At 71.9% G+C, this 22,796-nt stretch carries 22 protein-coding genes; 9 read left to right on the top strand and 13 right to left on the bottom strand.

Annotated features, from left to right (window positions below):
* Positions 1 to 10: 10 nt before the first annotated feature.
* Both QCD68_RS07245 and mgrA read right to left on the bottom strand, forming a co-directional pair.
* A complete protein-coding gene (locus QCD68_RS07245; RefSeq protein ID WP_301222541.1) occupies positions 11 to 1,234 on the bottom strand; it encodes an MFS transporter in 1,224 nt (407 codons plus the stop codon).
* A gap of 167 nt (positions 1,235 to 1,401) precedes the next feature.
* On the bottom strand, positions 1,402 to 2,445 hold the full coding sequence (gene mgrA, locus QCD68_RS07240; RefSeq protein WP_111075181.1) for an L-glyceraldehyde 3-phosphate reductase: 1,044 nt from the start codon (positions 2,443 to 2,445) through the stop codon (positions 1,402 to 1,404).
* 54 nt (positions 2,446 to 2,499) lie between these two features.
* On the opposite strand from mgrA, the gene QCD68_RS07235 reads away from it, so the two are divergent.
* The gene (locus QCD68_RS07235; RefSeq protein ID WP_290156260.1) at positions 2,500 to 2,958 is read left to right on the top strand and encodes an iron chaperone; all 459 of its coding nucleotides are present in this window, start codon (positions 2,500 to 2,502) and stop codon (positions 2,956 to 2,958) included.
* Here QCD68_RS07235 and QCD68_RS07230 read toward each other — a convergent pair.
* The 7 genes from QCD68_RS07230 to QCD68_RS07200 form a co-directional block, all read right to left on the bottom strand.
* A complete protein-coding gene (locus tag QCD68_RS07230) occupies positions 2,936 to 3,394 on the bottom strand; it encodes a MarR family winged helix-turn-helix transcriptional regulator (RefSeq protein WP_253466299.1) in 459 nt (152 codons plus the stop codon). The genes QCD68_RS07235 and QCD68_RS07230 overlap by 23 nt on opposite strands.
* Before the next feature lie 63 nt (positions 3,395 to 3,457).
* Complete coding sequence (locus QCD68_RS07225) at positions 3,458 to 4,186, bottom strand: phosphatase PAP2 family protein (protein ID WP_301222540.1); 729 nt, start codon at positions 4,184 to 4,186, stop codon at positions 3,458 to 3,460.
* Between the two features lie 82 nt (positions 4,187 to 4,268).
* The gene (locus QCD68_RS07220; RefSeq protein WP_301222539.1) at positions 4,269 to 5,186 is read right to left on the bottom strand and encodes an ROK family protein; all 918 of its coding nucleotides are present in this window, start codon (positions 5,184 to 5,186) and stop codon (positions 4,269 to 4,271) included.
* Positions 5,183 to 6,883, bottom strand: a complete 1,701-nt coding sequence (locus QCD68_RS07215; RefSeq protein WP_301222538.1) for a dipeptide ABC transporter ATP-binding protein — start codon at positions 6,881 to 6,883, stop codon at positions 5,183 to 5,185. Before QCD68_RS07215 ends, QCD68_RS07220 begins: the two co-directional genes overlap by 4 nt.
* On the bottom strand, positions 6,880 to 7,776 hold the full coding sequence (locus tag QCD68_RS07210; protein ID WP_301222537.1) for an ABC transporter permease: 897 nt from the start codon (positions 7,774 to 7,776) through the stop codon (positions 6,880 to 6,882). Before QCD68_RS07210 ends, QCD68_RS07215 begins: the two co-directional genes overlap by 4 nt.
* 58 nt (positions 7,777 to 7,834) lie before the next feature.
* The gene (locus QCD68_RS07205) at positions 7,835 to 8,794 is read right to left on the bottom strand and encodes an ABC transporter permease (RefSeq protein ID WP_221849767.1); all 960 of its coding nucleotides are present in this window, start codon (positions 8,792 to 8,794) and stop codon (positions 7,835 to 7,837) included.
* 93 nt (positions 8,795 to 8,887) lie between these two features.
* Positions 8,888 to 10,684: a peptide ABC transporter substrate-binding protein gene (locus QCD68_RS07200; protein WP_290156255.1), complete on the bottom strand. Its 1,797-nt coding sequence runs from the start codon at positions 10,682 to 10,684 to the stop codon at positions 8,888 to 8,890.
* Between the two features lie 239 nt (positions 10,685 to 10,923).
* Here QCD68_RS07200 and QCD68_RS07195 point away from each other — a divergent pair, with 239 nt between their 5' ends.
* From QCD68_RS07195 to QCD68_RS07185, 3 genes are read left to right on the top strand one after another with little or no spacing between them, the layout of a single operon-like run.
* A complete protein-coding gene (locus QCD68_RS07195; RefSeq protein WP_111075190.1) occupies positions 10,924 to 12,108 on the top strand; it encodes an ROK family protein in 1,185 nt (394 codons plus the stop codon).
* Positions 12,101 to 13,639, top strand: a complete 1,539-nt coding sequence (locus tag QCD68_RS07190) for a M81 family metallopeptidase (RefSeq protein WP_301222536.1) — start codon at positions 12,101 to 12,103, stop codon at positions 13,637 to 13,639. Before QCD68_RS07195 ends, QCD68_RS07190 begins: the two co-directional genes overlap by 8 nt.
* Complete coding sequence (locus tag QCD68_RS07185; protein WP_301222535.1) at positions 13,636 to 14,388, top strand: copper homeostasis protein CutC; 753 nt, start codon at positions 13,636 to 13,638, stop codon at positions 14,386 to 14,388. Before QCD68_RS07190 ends, QCD68_RS07185 begins: the two co-directional genes overlap by 4 nt.
* Before the next feature lie 86 nt (positions 14,389 to 14,474).
* On the opposite strand, the gene QCD68_RS07180 is transcribed toward QCD68_RS07185, so the two are convergent.
* Positions 14,475 to 15,431, bottom strand: a complete 957-nt coding sequence (locus QCD68_RS07180; RefSeq protein WP_301222534.1) for a helix-turn-helix transcriptional regulator — start codon at positions 15,429 to 15,431, stop codon at positions 14,475 to 14,477.
* A gap of 126 nt (positions 15,432 to 15,557) precedes the next feature.
* Between QCD68_RS07180 and glgX the strand changes: the two genes are divergently transcribed.
* From glgX to QCD68_RS07165, 3 genes are read left to right on the top strand one after another with little or no spacing between them, the layout of a single operon-like run.
* The gene (glgX, locus tag QCD68_RS07175; RefSeq protein WP_301222533.1) at positions 15,558 to 17,576 is read left to right on the top strand and encodes a glycogen debranching protein GlgX; all 2,019 of its coding nucleotides are present in this window, start codon (positions 15,558 to 15,560) and stop codon (positions 17,574 to 17,576) included.
* Between the two features lie 40 nt (positions 17,577 to 17,616).
* On the top strand, positions 17,617 to 18,504 hold the full coding sequence (locus QCD68_RS07170; protein WP_290156248.1) for an SDR family oxidoreductase: 888 nt from the start codon (positions 17,617 to 17,619) through the stop codon (positions 18,502 to 18,504).
* A gap of 41 nt (positions 18,505 to 18,545) precedes the next feature.
* A complete protein-coding gene (locus tag QCD68_RS07165; RefSeq protein ID WP_181439276.1) occupies positions 18,546 to 18,716 on the top strand; it encodes a hypothetical protein in 171 nt (56 codons plus the stop codon).
* A gap of 91 nt (positions 18,717 to 18,807) precedes the next feature.
* Here QCD68_RS07165 and QCD68_RS07160 read toward each other — a convergent pair whose 3' ends face one another.
* From QCD68_RS07160 to QCD68_RS07150, 3 genes are read right to left on the bottom strand one after another with little or no spacing between them, the layout of a single operon-like run.
* Positions 18,808 to 19,278, bottom strand: a complete 471-nt coding sequence (locus QCD68_RS07160; RefSeq protein ID WP_258376726.1) for a DUF4396 domain-containing protein — start codon at positions 19,276 to 19,278, stop codon at positions 18,808 to 18,810.
* Positions 19,275 to 21,512, bottom strand: a complete 2,238-nt coding sequence (locus tag QCD68_RS07155) for a heavy metal translocating P-type ATPase (RefSeq protein WP_301222532.1) — start codon at positions 21,510 to 21,512, stop codon at positions 19,275 to 19,277. Before QCD68_RS07155 ends, QCD68_RS07160 begins: the two co-directional genes overlap by 4 nt.
* Before the next feature lie 5 nt (positions 21,513 to 21,517).
* Positions 21,518 to 21,745, bottom strand: coding sequence for a heavy-metal-associated domain-containing protein (locus QCD68_RS07150; protein ID WP_301222531.1), 228 nt, complete (start codon positions 21,743 to 21,745; stop codon positions 21,518 to 21,520).
* Positions 21,746 to 21,841: 96 nt separating this feature from the next.
* On the opposite strand from QCD68_RS07150, the gene QCD68_RS07145 reads away from it, so the two are divergent.
* Positions 21,842 to 22,153 (top strand): metal-sensitive transcriptional regulator, encoded by a 312-nt coding sequence (locus QCD68_RS07145; protein ID WP_301222530.1) that lies wholly within the window; start codon positions 21,842 to 21,844, stop codon positions 22,151 to 22,153.
* A gap of 117 nt (positions 22,154 to 22,270) precedes the next feature.
* Positions 22,271 to 22,729: a DUF4383 domain-containing protein gene (locus QCD68_RS07140; protein ID WP_111075199.1), complete on the top strand. Its 459-nt coding sequence runs from the start codon at positions 22,271 to 22,273 to the stop codon at positions 22,727 to 22,729.
* The last annotated feature ends 67 nt before the right edge of the window (positions 22,730 to 22,796 follow it).

Here is a 22,796-nt window from a genome sequence, read left to right as displayed (position 1 = left end):
CGGAGCGGCGTCAGCGCAGCGCGTCGCGGCGGGACAGCACCAGGTTCGCCACACCCGCCAGCACGACGACGGCGGCCGAGAACGCCGGGAACGCCATCGCGGCCGGGGTGCCGGCACGCTCGGCGACCTCGCCGACGACCGCACTGGCGATCGACTGCCCGACGATGACCGCCGAGCCGAGGATCGTCATCGTGGTCGCCGAACGGCCCACCGGCGACCGGTCGGACCCCAGGCTGTACTGGGTGACCAGGGTGGGGCCGATGCCGATCCCCATCACGGCGAGGACGATCCCGACCGCCAGCACGGAGCTCGCGCTGGCGAAGACGATCGCCGACCCGAGCAGCACGACGCCGAAGAGCAGCCACCGCCAGCCGAGCCGGAAGGCCCGGGGGAACGCCGCCGAACCGAGCGCGAGCCCGGCCGAGCCGATGCCCATCAGGCCGTAGAGCAGCCCGGCCCGCGAGGACCCGCCGTGGTCCGCCATGAACGCGGTCAGCGCGGTCAGCGTCGAGCCGAAGAAGAACCCGATGCCGAGGATGCCCACGACCACGACGACCAGCCGGGGCCGCAGCAGCTGCCGGGCCGGCGCCGGACGCGGGTCGGACGCGTGCCCGAGGGTGAGCCGACCGGTCGGGTGCAGGGCGAACGCCGTGACGAAGACGAACGTCAGGACCGAGGCACCGGCGACCGCGACCCACGGCGCGATCGCGCTCGCCAGGACGCCGACCAGGAACGGTCCGACGATGAAGACGGTCTCGTCGGCGGCGGACTCGTACGCCATCGTGCCGCTGAGCACACGCTCGTGCCGCTTCGGTTCCATCCGGTTCCGGATGATGGCGACGAGCCGGGTGCGGGACATCGGCGCGACCTGCGGAGCACTCGCCCCGATGAGGAACGACATCGCCAGGACGGCCAGGTCGGGGGCACTGCCCTGCACGACGAACGGCAGCGCGCCGAGCAGCACCGCGTTGGCCAGGCCGACGGGCACGAGCACGGCACGCTGCCCGTACTTGTCGGCTGCGGCACCGACGAGCGGTCCGAACAGCGCGGAGCCGATGCCGACCGAGGCGGAGTTGATGCCACCGAGGGCGACCGAGTCACGTGCGGCGACGACGAGCGTCAGCACGCCGACGACCATCATCGCGAACGGCAGTCGCGCCACGAAGGCGATGGGGAAGTAGGACCGCCCGGCGAGGGCGATCAGGGAAGCGCCGGAGGAACGCGCCTGGAGCATGGTGGGGGTGTGCCTTCTCGGCCCACTCGCGTGGAGCGGACCCATCGGGTGCCGCCGCTGTCCGCCGGGGTGCCGGCGTCCGGTAGATACACGGTTGTTGCTGGATTGCGTGTCCAGGGTACCTGCCGGACGCACGGCGCATCCAAGGACCGGCGCCGGGCCTCCCGTCAGGAGACCTCGCCGGAGCGGGCACCCGCCCAGAGGTCGACGTCGGTGATCCCGATGCTGTGCTCGTCGATGGTGCGGAGCTCGTCGTCCGAGAACGACGTGTTCGCGAGCGCGGCGACGTTGTCCTCGAGCTGCTCCACCCGGGAGGCGCCGATCACCAGGGACGTGACACGCTCGTCCCGCAGGGCCCACGCCAGGGCGAGCTGCGCCATCGTCTGTCCGCGGGACTCAGCCACGGCGTTGAGTGCGCGCAGGTGCTCGACGACCTCGGGGGTGATCGAGGACGGGTCGAGCGACTTCCCGGCCGCGGCGCGGGAACCCTCGGGCACGCCGTCCAGGTACTTGCCGGTGAGCAGGCCCTGCGCCAGGGCGGTGAACCCGATCACGCCGAAGCCCAGTTCACCCGCCGCGTCGAGCAGCCCCTCGGTCTCGATCCAGCGGTTCAGCATCGAGTAGGACGGCTGGTGGATGAGGAGCGGTGTACCGAGGTCGCGGAGGATCGCGGCGGCCTGGCGGGTGCGCTCGGCGTCGTAGGACGAGATCCCGACGTACAGCGCCTTGCCCTGCTGGACGGCGGTGTGCAGGGCGCCCATCGTCTCCTCGAGCGGGGTGGAGGAGTCGAGCCGGTGCGAGTAGAACACGTCGACGTAGTCCAGGCCGGTGCGGCGCAGCGACTGGTCGAGCGAAGCGAGGACGTACTTGCGGGAACCGCCGCCCTGGCCGTAGGGGCCGGGCCACATGTCCCAGCCGGCCTTCGTCGAGACGACCATCTCGTCGCGGTAGGGCGCGAAGTCCTCGCGCATGAGCTTGCCGAAGTTCAGCTCGGCGGCACCGTAGGGCGGGCCGTAGTTGTTCGCCAGGTCGTGGTGCGTGATGCCGAGGTCGAACGCCCGGCGGCTCACCGCACGCTGGGTCTCGAACGGGACGTCGTCGCCGAAGTTGTGCCAGTAGCCGAGGGAGAGCAGCGGCAGGTCGAGGCCCGAGTGGCCGGTCCGCCGGTAGGTCATCGAGTCGTAGCGGTCGTCGGCCGCGGTGTAGGTCATGGACCCGAGCCTGCCACGGCGCTACCGTGGGTCGCACCGACGAGGGAGCCCACCATGGCAGCACGCGACGACGCGTCCGAGACCACGTTCACCGCCGAGGAGCGCGCCGCGATGCGCGAGCACGCGGCCGAGGTGAAGGCGAGCCGGAAGCGTGGGACGACGAAGGCCGAGAAGGCCGCGCTCGACGCCCAGGCCGTGGTCGACAAGATCGCCGCGATGCCCGAACCCGACCGGGGCCTGGCGGAGCGCATCCACCGCATCGCGCTCGAGGCCGCACCCGACCTGGCACCGAAGCTCTGGTACGGCATGCCCGCGTACGCGAAGGACGGCGCGGTCGTGTTCTTCTTCCAGGACGCCGCCAAGTTCAAGGCGCGCTACTCCACGCTCGGGTTCCAGGACCCGGCGACGCTGGACGACGGGTCGTTCTGGCCGACCTCGTTCGCGGTGACGCCGGAGTTCTCGGACACCGACGAGCAGACGGTCGCCGAGCTCATCCGTCGCGCGACGGCCTGAGCCCCTCCTCCAGCCGCTCGAGCAGGCCGACGGCGGACACCACGCCCGCAGCGTCGATGCCCTGCGCGTCGAGGGCGGTCCTGAGCGTCTCCGCCCACCGGGCCCGCAGCAGAGCGATGCTCTCGGCCGCGAGTGCCGTCGGGTACAGCTGTGCGGTCCGGGCGTCGTCCGGGTGCGCCCGTCGTTCGACCATGCCCTTCGCGACGAGCGATCCGAGCGCGACGCTGAGGTTGCTCCGCCGGAGTGCGGTCGCGTCCGCCGTGGCGCTCGGTGTCGTCCCCGGGTTCGTGTCGACCCAGCGCATCACCAGGACCTCGGTGCCGGTGAGGGGAACCACGTCGACGGCCCGCGGTCCGGTCGGGTCGAGCTCCCGCGCGACGCTGAGGACGGCGTCCGCCAGTCGGGCCAGCGCGTCGTCGGAGGTCGGAGAGGTCATCCCCGCACCGTAACCCCCGCTGGCGGGCAGCCCGCTCGGCCGGGCCGGGTCAGTGCTGCACCGTCAGTGCCGTGCGGTGCGCCGTGCGGTCAGTGCCGGGCGGCGCAGGACGGGGATGCGCGGCATCGCCCAGTCCACCCAGACCAGCCGGGCGGCCGGGGCGACGGCGAGCGCCCACACCACGGACGCGACGGTGTCGGTCGGGTAGTGCACGGCGTCGATGGTGAGCGAGAGCACGACCACCACCACGACCACGGTGCCGAGCGTCACCGCGAGGGTGTGCCACCGGGTGTCGCGGAGCACCCACGTCAGCGCGATGACGATGGCGACGATGAACACGGTGTGCCCGCTCGGGTACGACGGGTCGGGCTGTGTCGCGAACGGGTGCGGCAGCAGCGAGGTGTCCGGCCGGGGGCGGTGGACGAGTTCCTTGACGAGGTCCGAGGGCACCCAGGTGATCGCGACCGTCCCGGCGAACGCGGCGGCCGGGCGGATGTCGCGTTGCACGGCCCAGAGCACACCGGTGACGATGACCGTGATGCCGATCGCCGGCGCCGGACTGATCACGTGGTAGACCGCCGTCGTGACCGCCCCGAGCGCCCCGGTGTGCAGGGAGTTCAGCGCGTGTGCGAGACCGAAGTCGACGTCACCGAGGACGAACCCGACGATCGTGATGACGATCACGGTGCCGAGGGCGATCGCGATGGTCGCGAGCGGGTAGGACGTCCGGACGAGGATGCCGCTCGGCGTGCGCTCCCGGCGGGCAGGCGTCGGTACAGGCGCGTCGGTCATCCGATGATCCTCTCAGGCTGTGTGCTGCTGTCGTGCCGGGAGTCCCGCCCGGCAGATCAGAGAGCGTTCAGCAGCGCGGGGCTCACACCGGGACGACGAGCCGCCGCACCTGCGCCGCCGCCCCGAGCGCCACGGCGTCCGGCCCGAGCGTGGAGGGTTCGACACGGATCGCCGCTCCGCTGACCGGCGGCTCGTCCGCGAGCGCCGACGCGATGGCCGGCGCGAGCAGGTCCCACGACCGGGCGACCCCGCCGCCGATGACGACCGTCGTCACGTCGAGGATCCCCGCGGTGAGCAGGACGGCCCGGGCGACGCCCCACCCGGCAGTCGCGAACACGGCCTGGGCGTCGGGGTCGCCGGCGCGTGCGGCCTCGGCGACCTGGTGGGTGCCGAGGCGTCGGCCGGTGCGCGCCGCGTAGCGGTCGGCCATCCCACGGGCGCCGGCGACGGTCTCGAGGTGGCCGTGCTGCCCGCAGGTGCAGGGGGTGTCGCCGAACCCGGGGACGTGGCCGATCTCGCCGGCGGCACCGTGCGGGCCGCCGAACAGGGTGCCGCCGAGGACGAGCGCCCCGCCGACGCCGGTGCCGAGGGTCATGCCGAGCACGTCGGGCTCCCCCGCGACGGCGCCGGCCGCGACCTCGCCGAGGAGGAACGCGTTGACGTCGTTGTCGAGCGTCGCCGGCACCCCGAGCCGTGCGGTGACCGCCTCGGTGACGCCGTAGCCCGCCCAGCCGGTGAACGAGTTCGCGGTGACGAGCACCGTGCCCGTGGTCGGGTCGACGACACCGGCAGCGCCCACCCCGACACCCGCCAGGGAGGCCCGGTGCCGGTCGAGCAGGGACCGCACCGCCGCCTCGGCCGCGTCGAGGATCGCGTCACCGCCGTCGTGTGCCGGTGTCGGCAGGTCGATCCGGTCGAGGACCTCGAGGTCGGTGGTGGCGACGAGGACCTTCGTGTTCGTGCCCCCGACGTCGATGCCGGCGAGGACCTCCGCACTCACGGGGTCACCGCGGCGAGGGAGGCCAGGCGTTCCGTCCGACGCTGCCGTTGCACCACCGGGTCGGGCACGGGGACGGCGGCGAGCAGGCGTCGGGTGTAGTCGGTCGTCGGGTGCAGCAGGGTCTCGCCGGTCGGCCCCTGCTCCTCGACCGCACCGGCGCGCATGACGACGACCCGTTCGGCGAACTGCTGCACGACGGCGAGGTCGTGCGAGACGAACAGGCACGCGAAGCCCAGGTCGGCCTGCAGGTCGGTGAGGACCTCGAGGACCGCTTCCTGCACGCTGACGTCGAGGGCACTGGTCGGTTCGTCGGCGACGAGCAGCCGCGGGTCGAGCACGAGCGCCCGGGCCAGGCTGACGCGCTGCCGCTGCCCACCGGAGAGCTCCCGCGGGGCACGGGTGGCCAGGGCGCGGGGCAGGCGGACGGCGTCCAGGACCTCGTCCACCCGGCGACGACGGTCGGCGGCCGAAGTCCGTCGACGGTGGATGGCGAGCGGTTCGGCGATGCACTCACCGACGGACATCCGCGGGTCGAGCGAGGCCACCGGGTCCTGCAGCACGACGCCGATGCCGGAGCGGAGGGCCAGGCGGTCCCGTCCCCGGGTGCGGCGGAGGTCGGAGCCGAACAGTCGGACGCTGCCGGCGGTGGGGCGGACCAGGCCGAGGGCGACGCGGGCGGCGGTGGACTTGCCGGAGCCGGACTCACCGACCAGGCCGACGGTCTCGCCGGCGTGCACGACGACGTCGATGCCGCGCAGGGCGTGCACCGCGCGGGCGCCACGGCTGAAGGTGACCGACACGTCACGCAGGTCGACCACCGGGGTGGAGGCGGGCCTCCCGTCCGGTTCGTCGGCGGACGTCGGTCGGTCCGTCACCACGGGCCGCTCCGCCGGCGATGCGGCGGTCTGGAGGCGCGGCACCGCGGCCAGCAAGCGCTCGGTGTACTCGTGCTGCGGCCGGAGCAAGACGTCCTCGACACCGCCGGTCTCGACGATCGAGCCCTGCAGCATCACCGCGACCCGGTCGGCGAAGTCCGCGACGACGCCCATGTTGTGGGTGACGAGCAGCACGCCGGTGCCGGTGTCGGCGGCGAGCGCCCGGAGCAGCTCGAGGATCTCGGCCTGCACCGTGACGTCGAGCGCGGTCGTCGGCTCGTCGGCGATGAGGAGCGCCGGCTCGTTGGCGATCGCCATCGCGATGACGACGCGCTGCCGCTGCCCGCCGGACAGCTGGAACGGGAAGGCCTTCGCGCGGTCCTCGGGCGACGGGATGCCGACGCGGCGGAGGAGTTCGACGGCCTCGGCCGCGGCTGCGGCCGCGGACACCGGCCGGTGGTTCCGGATGACCTCGGCGATCTGCTTCCCGACCCGGGTGAGCGGGTCGAGGGCGGTGGCGGGTTCCTGGAACACCATCGAGACGGTCCGGCCACGGAGGGCACGGAGGGACGGTTCCGAGGCACCGACGACCTGTTGTCCGTCGACGACGGCGCTGCCGGTGACGGTGGCGTTGCCGGAGAGCAGCCCCATCGCGGCGAGCGCCACGGTGGACTTGCCGGAGCCGGACTCCCCGACGAGCGCGAGGGTCTCCCCCGGTGCGACGGTCAGCGAGACGCCCTGGACGGCGTGCACGTCGCCGGACTCGGTGCTGAAGTGCACGCCGAGGTCGTCGACGGCGAGGATCGGTTCGGTGGCGGTCATCCGCGGCCCTTCACGTCGAATGCGTCCCGGAGTCCGTCGCCGACGGCGTTGAGCGCGCAGACGACGAGGATCACGGCGAGTCCCGGCGGCACGATCAGCCACCAGCGACCGGAGTAGGCAGCGGTGAGACCCGCCGAGAGCATGCCGCCCCAGTCCGTCGCCGGCGGCTGCACGCCGAGGCCCAGGTAGGAGACGTAGGCGACGAGCAGGATCGCGTCGGCCACCTGGAACGTCGCGGCGACGACGATGGTCGACACCGAGTTCGGCAGCAGGTGCCGACCGATGGCGCGGGCGTGCGAGCCGCCGATGGCGCGGAGGGTGAGCACGAAGTCGCGGTTCTTCAGCGTCAGGGTCTCGGCGCGGATGAGCCGGGAGGGCACCAGCCACGACACGAACCCGAGGATCACGATGAGCCCCCAGACGCCCGGGGTGGTGATCGCCGAGATGACGAGCAGGATGAACAGCGCCGGGATCGCGATGCCGGCGTCGACGATGCGCATCATCACCGCGTCGACCCAGCCGCCGACGTACCCGGCGACCGAGCCCCAGAGCGTGCCGACGACGGTCGCCAGGATCCCGGCGGCGATGCCGACCATGAGCGACACCTTGCCGCCGTACATCAGCCGACCGAGCACGTCGTGGCCGACGGCGTCGGTGCCGAGCAGGTGGGCGTCGCCGGGGCTCTGGTTCGCCTGCTGGAGCATGGTGTGCGTCTGGTCGGTCGGGTACAGGAACGGACCGACGAAGCAGAACAGCACGATGACGACGAGCACGACCAGGCCGATGACGGCGAGGGTGTTGTGCCGGAAGCGGCGGGCGGCCAGCCGGAAGCCGGTGGCGGCGACCGTGACCGGTGCGCCGGGCGTCTCGGGGGCGAGTTGAACGGTGGTCATGCGCGGCCTGCCTTCACGGTGCTCGTCCGGTACGTGTCGATGAGGGACTGGACGGTGGTCACGCGCGGCCTGCCTTCACTCGCGGGTCGATCAGGGACTGTGCCACGTCGGCGAGGAGCGTGCCGACGACGGTGGCGACGGAGATGACGAGCACGCAGCCGAGGAGCGTCGGGTAGTCAGACGTCTGCGCCGCGTTCCAGAACAGCAGCCCCATGCCGGGGTAGTTGAACAGCTGCTCGGTGACGAGCGCACCGCCGAACAGCACCGGCAGGTAGTAGCCGAGCATCGCGACGACGGGCGTCAGCGAGTTCCGGAACACGTGCCGCCGGAGGATCGTCGCCGTCGACGAGCCCCCGGCGCGGGCGGTGCGGACGTAGTCCTCCTGGAGGTTCTCCAGCGTCGCCGCGCGCATGTACCGGCTGAAGACGGCGATCATCGCGAGGGCGCCGGTGAGCACCGGCAGGACGAGGCCGGCCGGCTGCTGGAACACCTCGGCGAGGGTGGTGCCGCTCGGTGCCTGCGACGGCAGCCACGGCAGCTGCTGGCTGAAGACGATGATGAGCACGAGGCCGAGGAAGAACGCGGGCGTCGAGTAGAAGACGAACGCCAGGGCGGTGGCGGCGTAGTCGATCGCGCCGTTGCGTCGCGCTGCCTGCCACATGCCGACCGGGATCGCGATGACGATCCCGAGCACGGCGGAGAGTCCGGTGAGGACGAGGGTCTTCGGGATGCGCTCCTGGATGAGCTGCGAGACCGGTTCGTTGAGCGTGTACGAGGTGCCGAGGTCGCCGGTGAGCAGCCGTCCGAGGAACCGGAGGTACTGCACGGGCAGCGCCTGGTCGAGGCCCTGCGCCTGGTTGAACGCGGCGATCTGGGCGGGGGTCGCGGAGACGCCGAGCACGCCGCGGGCGGGTCCGCCGGGCAGTGCGTGCAGCAGGCAGAACACGACGATCGTCACGATGAGGATCACCGCGAGCGCCTGCAGGACGCGGCGGGTGAGGTAGAGGGCAGTGGTCATGCTGCTTCCGATGGTCGGGTCCGGGACGTGGGGCGGACGGGAGGCGCGGTGCGCGTCGGACGCGCGCCGCGCCTGCCGTCCGTGGTCACGGTGCTACTTGCTCCACTTCCACTGGGCGGGGTGGAAGTTCGCGAGCGAGTCCTGGTCGAACCCGGTCAGGCCGCTCTTCTTGACGGAGATCTGGTAGTCCGGGCTGGGCAGCCAGATCACCGGCAGGTCCTTCGCGACCGCGGCGCTGTAGTCCTGCACGGCACTCGCGTCGGTGGAGGTGGTCGTCGCGTCGATGAGCGAGTCGACCTGCTTGTTCGAGTAGCTGCCGAAGTTCGCCGAGCCGCCGGTGGAGAACAGCGACTCACCGGTCGGGTAGGCCGGGAAGTACCAGCTGCCGGCGGTGCCGAAGAAGGACAGATCCCAGTCGCAGCTGGACTCGTCGGCGGTGCAGGTCGGCGTCTGCGACAGGACGCTCGACACCGGGGCCGTCTTGATCGAGAAGCCGATGCCGGTCTTCTCGAGCGACGACTGGATGGCGCTCATCATGTTGTCGGTGACGGTCGAGCCGGACTGCGAGAGCACCTTCATGGCGAACTTCGTGCCCGCCGCGACGCCCTCGCCGCACTGGCTGGACGAGGTGCCCGGGTCGGTGCAGACCATGGTGCCGCCCTGCTTCGTCCAACCGTGGCTCGTCAGCAGTGCCGCGGCCTTCTCCGTGCTGAACGGGTACGGGTTGTCCTTCTGCACGTCGGAGACGTAGTCGGACTCCTGCGCCTGCGGGATCGGGCCGTAGGTGGAGGTGGCGGTGCCGTTGAAGACGACCTTCGACAGCGACTTCTGGTCGATCGACATCTGCACGGCCTGGCGGGCGTACAGCTGCTTGAAGACGGCGCCCATGTCCGGGTTGTTGAAGTTGTACGGCATGTACGTGATCGCCCAGCCGGTCCAGGGGTCGACCTCGTAGCCCTTCGACGTGAAGGAGTCCTTCTGGTCGAGGTCGGTGGCGTTGATGTAGCCGTAGTCGACCGCACCGGAGCGCAGGGCGTTCGTCTCGGCGTCCGCGGTGGTGAAGGGCAGCAGGTTGACGGTCTTGATCGACGCCTTCTCACCGCCGTCGTACTTCGGGTTCGCGGTCAGCTGGACCTTGCCGGCGGTCGTGAACGACGACAGGCCGTAGGGGCCGGAGATCGTCTTCCACAGGTCGTCCGAGTCGTAGTCGGCGATCTTGCCCGCGGCGGTGTTGAGGTACTTCCAGACCTGCTTCGCCCCGGTCGTGGTGCGGTCGGCGTCGCTCACCTGGCCGGAGGCGCTGGTCTTGTCCCAGGCGTGCTGCGGCAGCGGGATGATGTAGCTCAGCTGGTTCGCGAGCATCCAGTCCTTGTTGTACGCCTTGTCGAACGTGATCGTGAAGTGCGTGTCGTCGACCGTCTTGAAGGACGTCCAGTTGTCCGGCGCCTTGCCCGCCGAGTACGAGCCCCAGTCCTTCGCGTTCGCCTTGATCAGGTTGAACCAGAACTCGACGTCACGGCTGGTGATCGGCTTGCCGTCGGACCAGTGCCGGTCGCCGAGCGTGATCGTGACGCTCTTGCTGTCGGACGCGAAGTCGGCCGCGGTGGCGACGGAGCCGGGCTTGTCCCACGCGATCTTGCCGGTCGACCCGTCGTAGGCGATGAGGCGCTCGTACAGCGACTGCGCGATGGAGCCGTTGTTGGTGTTGAGGTGCGCGGCGGTGCCGATCGGCAGGATCCAGTTCGGCGTGAAGTTCGCCGGCAGCGCGTAGTTGATCTCGTCGGACGACGAGCCGGTGGTGGCGGAACCGCCCCCGGAACAGCCGGCGAGCAGGGCGCTCACCGCGAGCGCGGCTCCGGTGAGGAGGGCCCAGCGACGGGGCTTGGTCATGCGTGACTCCTTGCGCGAGGACGCCATCGTCGGCGTGGTGGAGGGACGGGAGTGTGACCAGGACCAGGCCCCGGTGGCACGTGCACAGTCAATGGCCGAAGTCATTGGAAAAACAAACGTTCTCGTGTAAATAGTCTGTTTCTGCGGAACGGCGGAAAGCGCGGACCGGTCCTTCTGCCCCGTAGGCTCGGTCCCATCGGGCGGTCACCGCGCCCGGTTGACGCCGATTGGAGAAAGTCGTGCCGGACCTCAGTGCGCGCGTGCTCGAACTCATCGCCAGTGGCCAGGCCTCGAGCCGGACCGAGATCGCCCAGCTCCTCGGTGCCGCGCCGTCGACGGTGTCGCACGTCGTCGGACAGCTCCTCGGCCACGGCATCCTGGCCGAGGAGGGCACTGACGTCTCCACCGGCGGCCGACCCCGCAAGGTCCTGCGGATCGGCGGCTCGGACGAGTACGCGGTCGCCGCGGACGTCGGTGGCGGTCACGTCCGGATCGGCATCGTCCTGCCGGGAGGCGCGCTCGAGTCCGTCTCGACCGTCCCGTTCGCGCTCGCCGACGGTCCGACGGCCGGCCTCGCCGCCCTGGCGGAGCTCCTCGACGCGCTGGTGACCGAACGCGGACGCGACGGTCTGCGCGGGGTCGGGTTGAGCCTCCCGGGTCCCGTCGACGTCGAGGCGGGCGTCGTCGACCTGCCGAGCCGGATGCCCGGCTGGAACGGGTTCCCGGTCGCCGCGTGGCTCACCGAGCACTTCGGGGTGCCGGCCGCGATCGACAACGACGCGAACTGCATGGCCGCGGGCGAGCAGACCGTGCAGCCGTCCACCCGACGTCAGGCGATCACGGTGAAGGCCGGGTCGGCGATCGGCGCCGGCATCATCATCGACGGCCACCTCTACCGCGGGTCGACCGGGGCCGCCGGGGACATCACGCACGTGCGCATCGACGCCGCCGGCGACACCCCGTGCTCGTGCGGCAACACCGGCTGCCTCGAGACCGTGGCGTCCGGGGCCGCGCTCGTCCGGATCCTGCGCGAGGCCGGCGTCGACGTCAGCACCACCCAGGACGTGGTCCGGCTGGCGCTCGAAGCGCACCCGGAGACCACCCGCGCGGTCCGCCTGGCCGGGCGGTACCTCGGCGAGGTCCTGGCCGCCAACGTGAACTTCTTCAACCCGGACGCCGTCTCCCTCGGCGGCATCCTGTCCACCCTCGAGCCGTTCGTCGCCGCCGTGCGGAGCCAGCTCTACGAGAGCTGCCACCCGCTCGTGACGCAGCACCTCGTCATCGAGCGGGCCTCGCTCGGCGCCGACGCCGGACTGGTCGGAGCCGGCCAGTTCGCCCTGCAGCGCGGCCTGGCGGCATCGCTCGAGGAGCTGTCCACCCCCGTCCCGCTGCGCACCACCAGGAACAGGAGCACCCGTGTCTGACACCGGAACCACCGCCGAGGCCCGACGCCCGGTCATCGCGATCGCCGGCCTGGCCATCGAGACGTCGACGTTCACGCCGACCCGCACCCCGGCCGCCGCCTTCCACCCGGACCGTGGCGACGAGGTCGTCGCCCGGTACGACTTCCTCGGACCGCTCGCCGAGCGCGCCGACTTCCGGGGCGCCTTGATCGGCCACGCGCTGCCCGGCGGGGTCGTCCTGCGCGAGGCATTCGAGGAGCTCAGCGCCGAGATCACCGACCGGCTGTCCGCGATCGCCGCCGACACCACGATCGACGGGCTGTGGTTCGACATCCACGGCGCGATGGTGGTGGAGGGGCTCGACGACGCCGAGACCACGCTGCTCGAACGCATCCGCGCGGTCATCGGCCCGGACGTCGTCGTCTCGGCGTCGATGGACCTGCACGGCAACGTCTCGCGCGGCCTCGCCCACCAGTGCGACCTCATCACCTGCTACCGGCTGGCCCCGCACGAGGACGCCCTCGAGACGAAGGAGCGCGCCGTCCGCAACCTGGTCGACGTGCTCACCACCCGACCGGTCGGGGCACAGCGCCCGGTGAAGGCCTGGATCCCGGTGCCGGTCCTGCTGCCCGGCGAGAAGACCTCCACCCGCATCGAGCCGGCCGCGTCCGTGTACGGGCAGGTCGCCGAGGTCGAGTCGACCGACGGCGTGCTCGACGCCGCGATCTGGGTCGGCTACGCCTGGGCCGACCAGCCGCGGAACCGCGCCGTCACGGTCGTCACCGGCTGGGACGAGGACGCGGTCAGTGCCGGTGCCGAACGCCTGGCCCGGTCGTTCTGGGACGCCCGCGAGGACTTCGCCTTCGTCGCCCCGGCCGGCTCGTTCGACGAGTGCCTGGCCGCCGCCCTCGCCCCGGGTGCCGCACGCCCCTACTTCGTCTCGGACTCGGGCGACAACCCGACCGCCGGCGGCTCGGGTGACATGACCTGGGGCCTGACGCAGCTGCTCGCGCGCGACGAGTTCCGGAGCGCCGACGGCCCGGTCGTCCTCTACGCCAGCGTCCCCGGCCCCGCCGCGGTCGCCGCGTGCGTCGCAGCCGGCGTCGGCGCGACCGTCACCGTGACCGCCGGTGCCGAGGTCGACGACCTGCACGCCGGACCGCTCACCATGACCGGACGCGTGCACGCGGTGAAGACCGGCGACCGGGACGCCCGGACCGAGGTCGTGCTGCAGGTCGGCAGCGTCTTCGCGATCCTCACCGAGCTGCGGAAGCCGTACCACCACGAGCACGACTTCACCGACCTGGACCTCGACCCGCGCAGCGCCGACCTGGTCGTCGTGAAGATCGGGTACCTCGAACCGGAGCTCTACGACATGGCCGCCGACTGGATGCTCGCGCTGACCCCGGGCGGTGTCGACCAGGACCTCGAACGCCTCGGCCACCACCGGATCGAACGGCCGGTGTACCCCTTCGACCGGACCTTCCCGGAGCCCGACCTGACCGCCCGGGTGATCCCGGCGTCCGACCGACCCCTCGGAGCCCACGCATGACCGGACGCAGCACCTCGCCGTCGCTCGAGATCGCCGTCACCTCGGCGACCGGCGCCGCGACCGCCCTGGCCGGGGGCGCCGACCGCGTGGAACTCTGCAGCGCGCTCGAGCTCGGCGGCCTCACCCCATCGCAGGGGCTCGTCGAGGCCGCCGTCGCCACCGGCCTGCCCGTGCACGTCCTGGTCCGCTGCCGTCCGGGTGGCTTCGTGCACGACGCCGACGAACTCGACCTGATGGAACGCGAGCTCGTCGCCGTGCTGCGCTCCGGGGCGACCGGCGTCGTGGTCGGAGCCCTCCGCCCCGACCGCACGCTCGACACCGACGCCCTGACCCGCTTCGTGGCCGCCGCCCGCACCGAGCGGTCCGACGCCGAGGTCACCCTGCACCGGGCGATCGACCACGCCGCCGACCCCGTCGCCGCCGCCGCCACGCTCGCCGAGCTCGGGTTCACCCGCGTCCTGACCTCCGGCGGCGCCCCGACCGCCCTCGCCGGCGCCGACACCATCGCGCGGATGGTCGCGGCCGCCGGGTCCGTCCAGGTGATGGCCGGCGCCGGCGTCACACCCGCGGACGTGCCCGTGCTGCTCGGGACCGGGGCCGCCGCCGTGCACCTCTCGGCGAAGCGGCTGGCGGACACCGCGCACGGGGGCGTGCCCATGGGCGCCGGGGACTCCGGCACCGGGCACTTCGAGACCGACGCCGAGGTGGTGCGGGCAGCGCGGGCCGCGGTGGACGCGCACCGCGGCTGACGGAGGCGGCGGGGCGGGGGTGATCCGGGCCTCCCGGCCGCGGCCTGTCGCGCCCGGCCGCGCCCGGCCGCGCAGCGAGCTCGCGGTCAGTCCGCGTGCACGCCGCTCCGCAGCGTCGCACTCGGCAGCTCGCCGAACCGTGCCCGGTACGCGCCGGAGAACCGACCGAGGTGGGCGAAGCCCCACTCCCGGGCGACCTCGGCCACCGCGGCGGTCGACGGGTCGGCGGACCGGAGTGCCTCGTGCACGGCGTCGAGCCGGACGTTCCGCAGGTGCGCCAGCGGAGACACCCCGACCGACCGGTTGAACGACTGCTGCAGCCCGCGCGGGCTCATCCCGGCGGCGGCGGCGATGTCCGCGAGCGTGACCACCCCGTGCGCGTGCTCCTGGATGTACGTCAGCGCGACGCGGAGTCGCTCGCTGCTCGTGGTCGCGGGGGCGTCCACCGGGAACGTGGCGACCACGGTCCGGGCGATCCGGGCGTTCAGTTCGGCGCGCTCGCGGCCGACGACCGACTCGTCCGTGATCGCGGCACCGAGCTCCTGCAGGACCGACCGCAGTGCGGCGAGGTCGGCGTCGGACTCGGTCCGGCGGAACCGCAGCGGACCGGCGACCTGGATGCCCTCGGCGGCGAGCGCCGACCGCAGGAGCCGGTCCGACAGGTGCAGCATCGACACACGGCCGGTGGCGGCCTCGAACTCGTAGCGGAACGCAGCGGCGATGAGGAACGGCTGGCCGGGGCGGACCGTGGTGCGGACACCGTCCTGGTCGCTGATGACCGCGCTGCCGTCCCCGATCCAGAAGACGATGTGGTCGGCGCGGGGCTCCATCGTGCCGGTCCGGCGGCCCTCGACCGCGGATCCGCGGAGCGACAGGTCGGCGTCACCGGCGCCGGTGTACCGGAACGCCGAGCGCTCGTCGCCGATGCCGCCGCCGGTACCGTACGTGTCGCTGAGACTCGCGGGTCGGGTCGCACTCGTCCCCGCCAACCGGACGGCACGGAAGCCGTCGGGGGTCCCCGAGCTCGGGCGCAGATGGGTCACGCCCTGATGTTCCCATGTCTGTCCGTCGTGCGCGAGCACCCGGTGCGTCGCGTCGGCCGGCACCGGGGGCGACGCCGGGGTACGCCGATCGGTGCCGGGCACAGTCGCCGACCGGTAGAAGGAGTCATGACCTCCTCCACGCGGAACCCCCTCGGCGTCACCCTCGTCGACGGCGGCGCCAACGTCGCCGTCTTCTCCAGCACCGCCGAGCGCATCGAGTTCTGCCGGTTCGACGACGACGGCACCGAGCACCGGACCGAGCTGACGAACCGCACCGGCTACACCTTCCACGACGTCGTGCCGGACGTCACCGTCGGCACCCGCTACGGCTTCCGCGTGCACGGCGCCTGGGACCCGGCGAACGGCCTGCGCCACAACCCGGCGAAGCTCCTGCTCGACCCCTACGCCACCGCGATCGACGGCGGGTACCAGTGGGGCCAGGAACTGTTCGGCCACGACATGGACGAGCCGGAGCAGATGGACGAGTCCGACTCGGCCGCCGCCATGCCCCGCTCGATCGTCGCCGACCGCTCGTTCGACTGGGACGGCGACACCCGCCTCGAGACCCCGCTGGCCGACACCGTCGTCTACGAGGTCCACGTGAAGGGCTTCAGCAAGCAGCACCCCGACGTGCCCGAGGAGATCCGCGGCACCTACGCGGGCCTGGCGCACCCGGCCGCGATCAAGCACCTCACCGACCTCGGCATCACCGCGGTCGAGTTGCTGCCGATCCACCAGTTCGTGCAGGACTCCACGCTCGAGGACAAGGGCCTCCGCAACTACTGGGGCTACAACAGCATCGGCTTCTTCGCCCCGCACAACGAGTACGCCGCCTCGGGCACCGCAGGCCAGCAGGTCGCGGAGTTCAAGGAGATGGTCAAGGCCCTGCACGCCGCGGGCCTCGAGGTCATCCTGGACGTCGTCTACAACCACACCGCCGAGGGCAACCACATGGGCCCGACGCTGTCCTTCAAGGGCCTCGACAACCAGTCGTACTACCGGCTGGTCGAGGGCGACGAGGCGAACTACTTCGACACCACCGGCACGGGCAACAGCCTCAACGTGTCGCACCCGACGGCGCTCGGCCTCATCACGGACTCGCTCCGCTACTGGGTCGAGGAGATGCACGTCGACGGCTTCCGCTTCGACCTCGCGACCACGCTGACCCGTCAGGACGGCGAGGCCGAGAAGCACTCCGCGTTCCTCGACATCATCCACCAGGACCCGGTGCTCCGCGACGTCAAGATGATCGCCGAGCCCTGGGACACCGCCGGCTACCAGGTCGGTGGCTTCCCAGCCGACTGGTCCGAGTGGAACGGCAAGTACCGCGACGACCTCCGCTCGTTCTGGCGCGGTGACGAGGGCACCCTCGGTGACGCCGTGCAGCGTGTCCTCGGCTCCCCGGACGTCTACGAGGGCTCCCGCCGCTCGCCGCTCTGCTCGGTCGACTTCGTCACCGCGCACGACGGCTTCACGCTGGCCGACCTCACCATGTACGCCGAGAAGCACAACGAGGCGAACGGCGAGGACAACAACGACGGCGAGAGCAACAACACCTCGTTCAACGGCGGCATCGAGGGCCCGACCGACGACGGCGCGGTGAACGACTACCGCGACCGCCAGCGCCGGAACTTCCTCGGCACGCTGCTGCTCTCGGCCGGTGTGCCGATGATCCTCGGTGGTGACGAGATCGCCCGCTCGCAGGGCGGCAACAACAACGCCTACTGCCAGGACGACGAGATCTCGTGGTTCGACTGGGCCGCGGCGGACCAGGACCTGCTCGCCTTCACGACCGCGGCGATCGCGTTCCGCAAGCAGCACGTCGCGCTGCGCCCGGAGTGGTACCGCACCGCTCCCGGCGACTCGCCGTCGACCGTGTCGGTGCTCCGCGCCGACGCCAACGGCTTCGAGGACGGCGACTGGACCGACGGCGGCAACCGCGCCGTGATCCTGGTGCTCGCGCAGGGCGACGACAGCATCGCGCTGCTCCTCAACGCCTCCGAGACGACCGTCGAGTTCACGCTGCCGGAGCGTCCGGGCGGCGGCACCTGGTCCCTCGGCCTGTCGAGCGACCCCGACCAGGCCGTGGACGGCGACGCGACGACGCTGCTCGTCCGCGACGCCTCCTTCACGGCCCTGCAGTAGCCCGAGAGGCCTCCAGTCACCCCGAGAGGACAGTGAGAGCATGAGCCAGTACGAGAAGCACGATCCGACCACGCTGTACCCGGTCCCGCCGTTCCCGAAGCAGGAGCAGTCGCTGCCCGGGGCCGCCTGGAAGATGGACCCGAAGCCGGACCACGGCGAGGAGAGCTACGTCGGCAAGGCCCGGCTGGAGGGGTTCCGCGGCATCGTCACGGGCGCCGACTCCGGCATCGGCCGGGCCGCCGCCATCGGTCTCGCCCGGGAGGGCGCCGACCTGGTGCTGTCCTACCTGCCCGACGAGCAGCAGGACGCGGAGGAGGTCCGCGACCTGCTCGCGGGCGAAGGCCGGAAGATCGTGTTGTTCCCCGGTGACATCTCGGACGAGCAGTACTGCATCGACCTGGTGCAGAAGGGCGTCGACGAGCTCGGCGGCCTGGACACCCTGGTGATGGTCGCCGGCCGGATGGACAGCAACGACGACATCCTGACCCTCGACACGTCGATGTTCGACTCCACCTTCAAGACGAACATCTACTCGCTGTTCTGGCTGACGAAGGCCGCGGTCCCGCACCTGGAGCCCGGCTCGACGATCGTCACGACGGGCTCGATCCAGGCGTCCACCCCGTCGCCGGACAAGATCGACTACGCCGTCTCGAAGGGTGCGATCAAGCTCTTCACCGAGGCGGTCGCCCAGCAGCTCGCGCCGAAGGGCATCCGCGTCAACTCGGTCGCGCCGGGTCCGGTGTGGACGCCGCTGCAGCCGGGTTCGGACGACGCCGAGACGGTGTCGACCTTCGGGCAGCAGGCGCCCTACGGCCGACCGGGTCAGCCGGCCGAGCTGGCCGCGGCGTACGTCCACCTGGTCAGTCCAGAATCGAGCTACCAGTCCGGTTCCACGATCACGGTCGCTGGCGGCACGCCCGCCTTCTGAGCCCGATCCGAGTCCGGTCAGCACTTGCGAAGGAGCACACGATGAGCAACGACACCACGGCGCACGACCCCGAGGGCACGCCGAAGCCGGACGGACTCGGCGACGACGGGACCGTCCCCAACGAGCCCGGCGGTGTGGCGGCCGGGTTCACCGGTGACGACTCGCACTTCAACCCGGAAGAGGACGCCGCCGACGGCGACTCCGACGCCTGACCGGACGGCACACACGCGCTGACCGCATGACGGGAGGCCCGGTACCAGCTGGTACCGGGCCTCCCGTCATGTCATCGGTGCGGTGGTGCGCTCAGTGGTGCGCGTGCACCTTCGCGTGCCCGAGCCCTCGGCGCATCAACGCCCGGTTGACCGGGGTCGTGACGACGAAGGCCAGGGCGAGGGACAGCGCGAGCGAGCCCCAGAACAACCACTGGTCGAGCTGCGCGTCGAGGGCACCCGGGATCGCGACCACGACCGTGTTGTCGATGACCTCCATCACCGCGATCGACACGGTGTCGGCGGCGAGCGCGACCCGCAGTGCGGCGCCGAGCGACAGGCCGGAGCGGAGCACCCCGCGCATGGTCAGGGCGTAGCCGAAGACGAACGCCAGCACGATCGACAGCACCACGGTGCCGACGTTGTGCAGCCCGGTCGCGGTGCCGATCACCATGCCGAGGACCTCGCCGATCGCGCACCCGGTCAGGCAGTGCAGGGTGGCCTGGGCTGCCATCGACCACGTGGTGGTGCCGTGGCCGCTCATGTCGTCGCTGTGCCCGCTCACCGGGCGCTCCCGTCGACGGAACGGAACCGGCGGAGGCGCAGGCTGTTGGTCAGCACGAAGACCGACGACAGCGCCATGGCGGCCCCGGCGATGACGGGGTTCATCAGCCCGGCCATCGCGAGCGGGATCGCGGCGACGTTGTAGGCGAAGGCCCAGAACAGGTTCGTCCGGATGGTGCGGAGGGTCCGGCGCGACAGCCGGACGGCGTCCACCGCGGCCCGGAGGTCGGCACGCACCAGGGTGATGTCGGCGGCCTCGACGGCGGCGTCCGTCCCGGTGCCCATCGCGATGCCGAGGTCCGCGGCGGCGAGTGCGGCGGCGTCGTTCACGCCGTCGCCCACCATCGCGACGGTCCGGCCGGCCGCCTGCAGCTCGGTGACGATCCGGTACTTGTCCTCGGGTCGGACGCCGGCGGTGACCCGGTCGATGCCGACCTCGGCAGCGACGCGCTCCGCGACCCCGGCGGCGTCGCCGGTGAGGAGCATGGTGTCGAGGCCGAGCTCGTGCAGCCGACGGACGGCTTCGGCGGCTCCGGGCGCGACGGTGTCCTCGACGACGACGAGCCCGCGGACCCGGCCGTCCCAGGCGACGGCGACGGTGGTCCGTCCGGCGGTCTCGGTCTCGGTCGCCGCGGTGGACAGGGACCCGGGCATGGTGGCCGACCAGGCATCGCGGAGCCAGGACGGGCGGCCGACCAGGACCAACACGCCGTCCACGAGCGCCTGGACACCGAGTCCGGCGGTGGATGCGAAGGACTCGGGACGGGCCTCGGAGCCATGGCGGTCAGTGCCCGCGGCGCCTGCGGTGACGACCGCGCGGGCGATCGGGTGCTCGGACCCGGACTCGGCGGCGGCCGCGGCACGGAGGACGGCGTCGGCGTCCTCGCCCGCGGCGGGCAGGACCTCGGTCACGCGCATCGTGCCGGTGGTGACCGTGCCGGTCTTGTCGAGCAGGACGGTGTCGATCCGGCGAGTGGCCTCGAGGACCTGCGGCCCGCGGATCAGGATGCCGAGCTGCGACCCACGACCGGTGCCGACCAGCAGCGCGGTCGGTGTCGCGAGCCCGAGCGCGCAGGGGCAGGCGATGACGAGGGTCGCGACCGCGGCGGTCAGGGCAGCCTCGACGTCACCCGTGAGCACGAGCCACCCGACCAGGGTCAGGGCGGCGAGTCCGAGCACGACGGGGACGAAGACGCCGGAGACCCGGTCGGCCAGGCGCTGGACGTCGGCCTTGCCGGTCTGCGCCTGGGTCACGAGCGTGCCGATCCGGGCGAGCTCGGTGTCCGCGCCGACCCGGACGGCCTCGACGGTGAGCAGGCCGCCGACGTTGACGGTCGCACCGGTCACCGCGGTGCCCGGGCCGACCTCGACGGGGACGCTCTCCCCCGTCATGACGCTGGTGTCGATCGCGCTGGTGCCGTCGACGACGGTGCCGTCGGTGGCGATGCGTTCACCGGGGCGGACGACGAACCGCTCGCCGACGCGGAGGGACGCGGCCGGGACCTCGACCTCGCGGCCGTCACGGAGCACCCGGGCCGTGCTGGCACCCAGGGCGAGCAGGGCGCGGAGGGCGGCGCTCGACCGGGTCTTCGCGCGGCCCTCGGCGTACCGGCCGGCGAGCAGGAACACCGTCACGGCGGCCGCGACCTCGAGGTACGGCTCCGGGGCGGCACCGCGGGGGGCGGTGAACGCGAAGGTCATGTGCATGTCGGGTCCGCCGGCACCGCCGAACACCAGCGCCCAGAGGGACCAGAGCCCGGCGGCAACGATGCCCAGGCTGACGAGGGTGTCCATCGTCGCGGATCCGTGGCGGGCGTTCAGGGCGGCGGCGCGGTGGAAGGGCCAGGCCCCCCAGGTCGCCACCGGGGCGGCGAGCACGAGTGCGACCCACTGCCACCACGGGAACTGGAACGCCGGCACCATCGACAGCGCGACGACCGGGACCGCCAGGACCGTGGAGACCACCAGGCGTCGGCGGAGGGGCGCCAGGGCGTCCACGTCGGGCTGCGCGGGCTCGGGGCGGCGGGCGCCGTAGCCGGCCTGCTCGACGGTGGCGATGGCGTCGTCGACCGCGGTGCCGTCGGGCAGCGAGACCGTCGCGGTCTCGGTGGCGTAGTTCACGGTCGCGGAGACGCCCGGCATCCGGTTGAGCTTGCGCTCGATGCGGTTCGCGCACGAGGCGCACGTCATGCCCTCGATCGCGAGCTCGACCGGAGCCGGGGTCGTCGTCGCCACCGGGCTCAGCGCTCCGCCAGGGTGTAGCCGGCCTCGTCCACCGCGGCGTCGACAGCGGTGTCGTCCAGCGGCTCGGTGCTGGTCACGGTCGCGGTGGAACGGCCGCCGGCGACCAGGTCGACGCGCACGTCGGTGACGCCCGGCAGCTCCCGGAAGGCTTCGTCGATGCTCATGACGCAGTGCTCGCACGTCATGCCGTCGATGCCGTAGATCGCGGTCTGCTGGTCGGTCATCCGGTCCTCCTCGTGTCACCCGTCGGACGGGTACGCTGCTCGCATACCCTCAGGGGGTACCCCTACCGTAACGCCGACGACGAGGATCTGTTCCCGATGAGCGAAGAGACAGCGGAGACCACGCACCACCACGGCTACATCTCCGCGAAGGACGACTATCGCAAGCGCCTGCGCCGGATCGAGGGCCAGGCGCGCGGACTGCAGCGCATGGTGGAGGACGAGGAGTACTGCATCGACATCCTCACCCAGGTGTCCGCGATGACGAAGGCACTGCAGGCGGTGTCGATGGGGCTGCTCGAGGACCACCTGCGCCACTGCGTCACCGACGCGGTCGCCCGGGGTGGCGACGAGGCCGAAGCGAAGATCCAGGAAGCCACACTGGCCATCAAGCGCCTGGTCCGGTCCTGACGCCCCCTTCTCGTGTACTGCTGGGTTCTCCCACCAAACCGACTGCTGGTCCACTCCGAATGTCCTGCGAGGCGCATGGCAACCGACCGCGTCGACTCCTGACGAAGGGTTCCCCTGATGACCACCAACGCATCCGCACGCTCCGGCTACGGCACCACGCTCACCCAGAAGGGCGCGCTGCTCTTCGGTGTCGTCTTCATCATCGTCGGCATCGCCGGCTTCATCCCCGGCCTGACGATGGACATGGGCACCATGTCGGTCGGCGGCAACGACTCGATGGCCAAGCTGCTCGGCATCTTCCAGGTGTCCGTCCTGCACAACATCGTCCACCTGCTGTTCGGCATCGTCGGCCTGCTCGCCGCCCGCTCGCACGGCTTCGCCCGCCAGTACCTGCTCATCGGCGGCATCGTCTACGCCGTGCTCTTCATCTACGGCCTGTTCACGGCCGGCATGGCCAGCGCCGCGAACTTCGTGCCGCTGAACGTCGCCGACAACGTGCTGCACCTGGTGCTCGCCGTCGCGATGATCCTGCTCGGCATCGTCCTGCCGCGCGCCGGGGCCCGCACCGCCCGCTGAGTGCGGTGACGGTCCGCGCACCGCGCTGACCACATGACGGGAGGCCCGTGACCAGCTGGTCACGGGC

The sequence above is a fragment of the Curtobacterium sp. PsM8 genome (assembly GCF_030433875.1).
Classification (GTDB): Bacteria; Actinomycetota; Actinomycetes; order Actinomycetales; family Microbacteriaceae; genus Curtobacterium.
The sequence above is the reverse complement of the archived record's forward strand: the minus strand, read 5'-3'. Positions and strand labels throughout refer to the sequence as shown.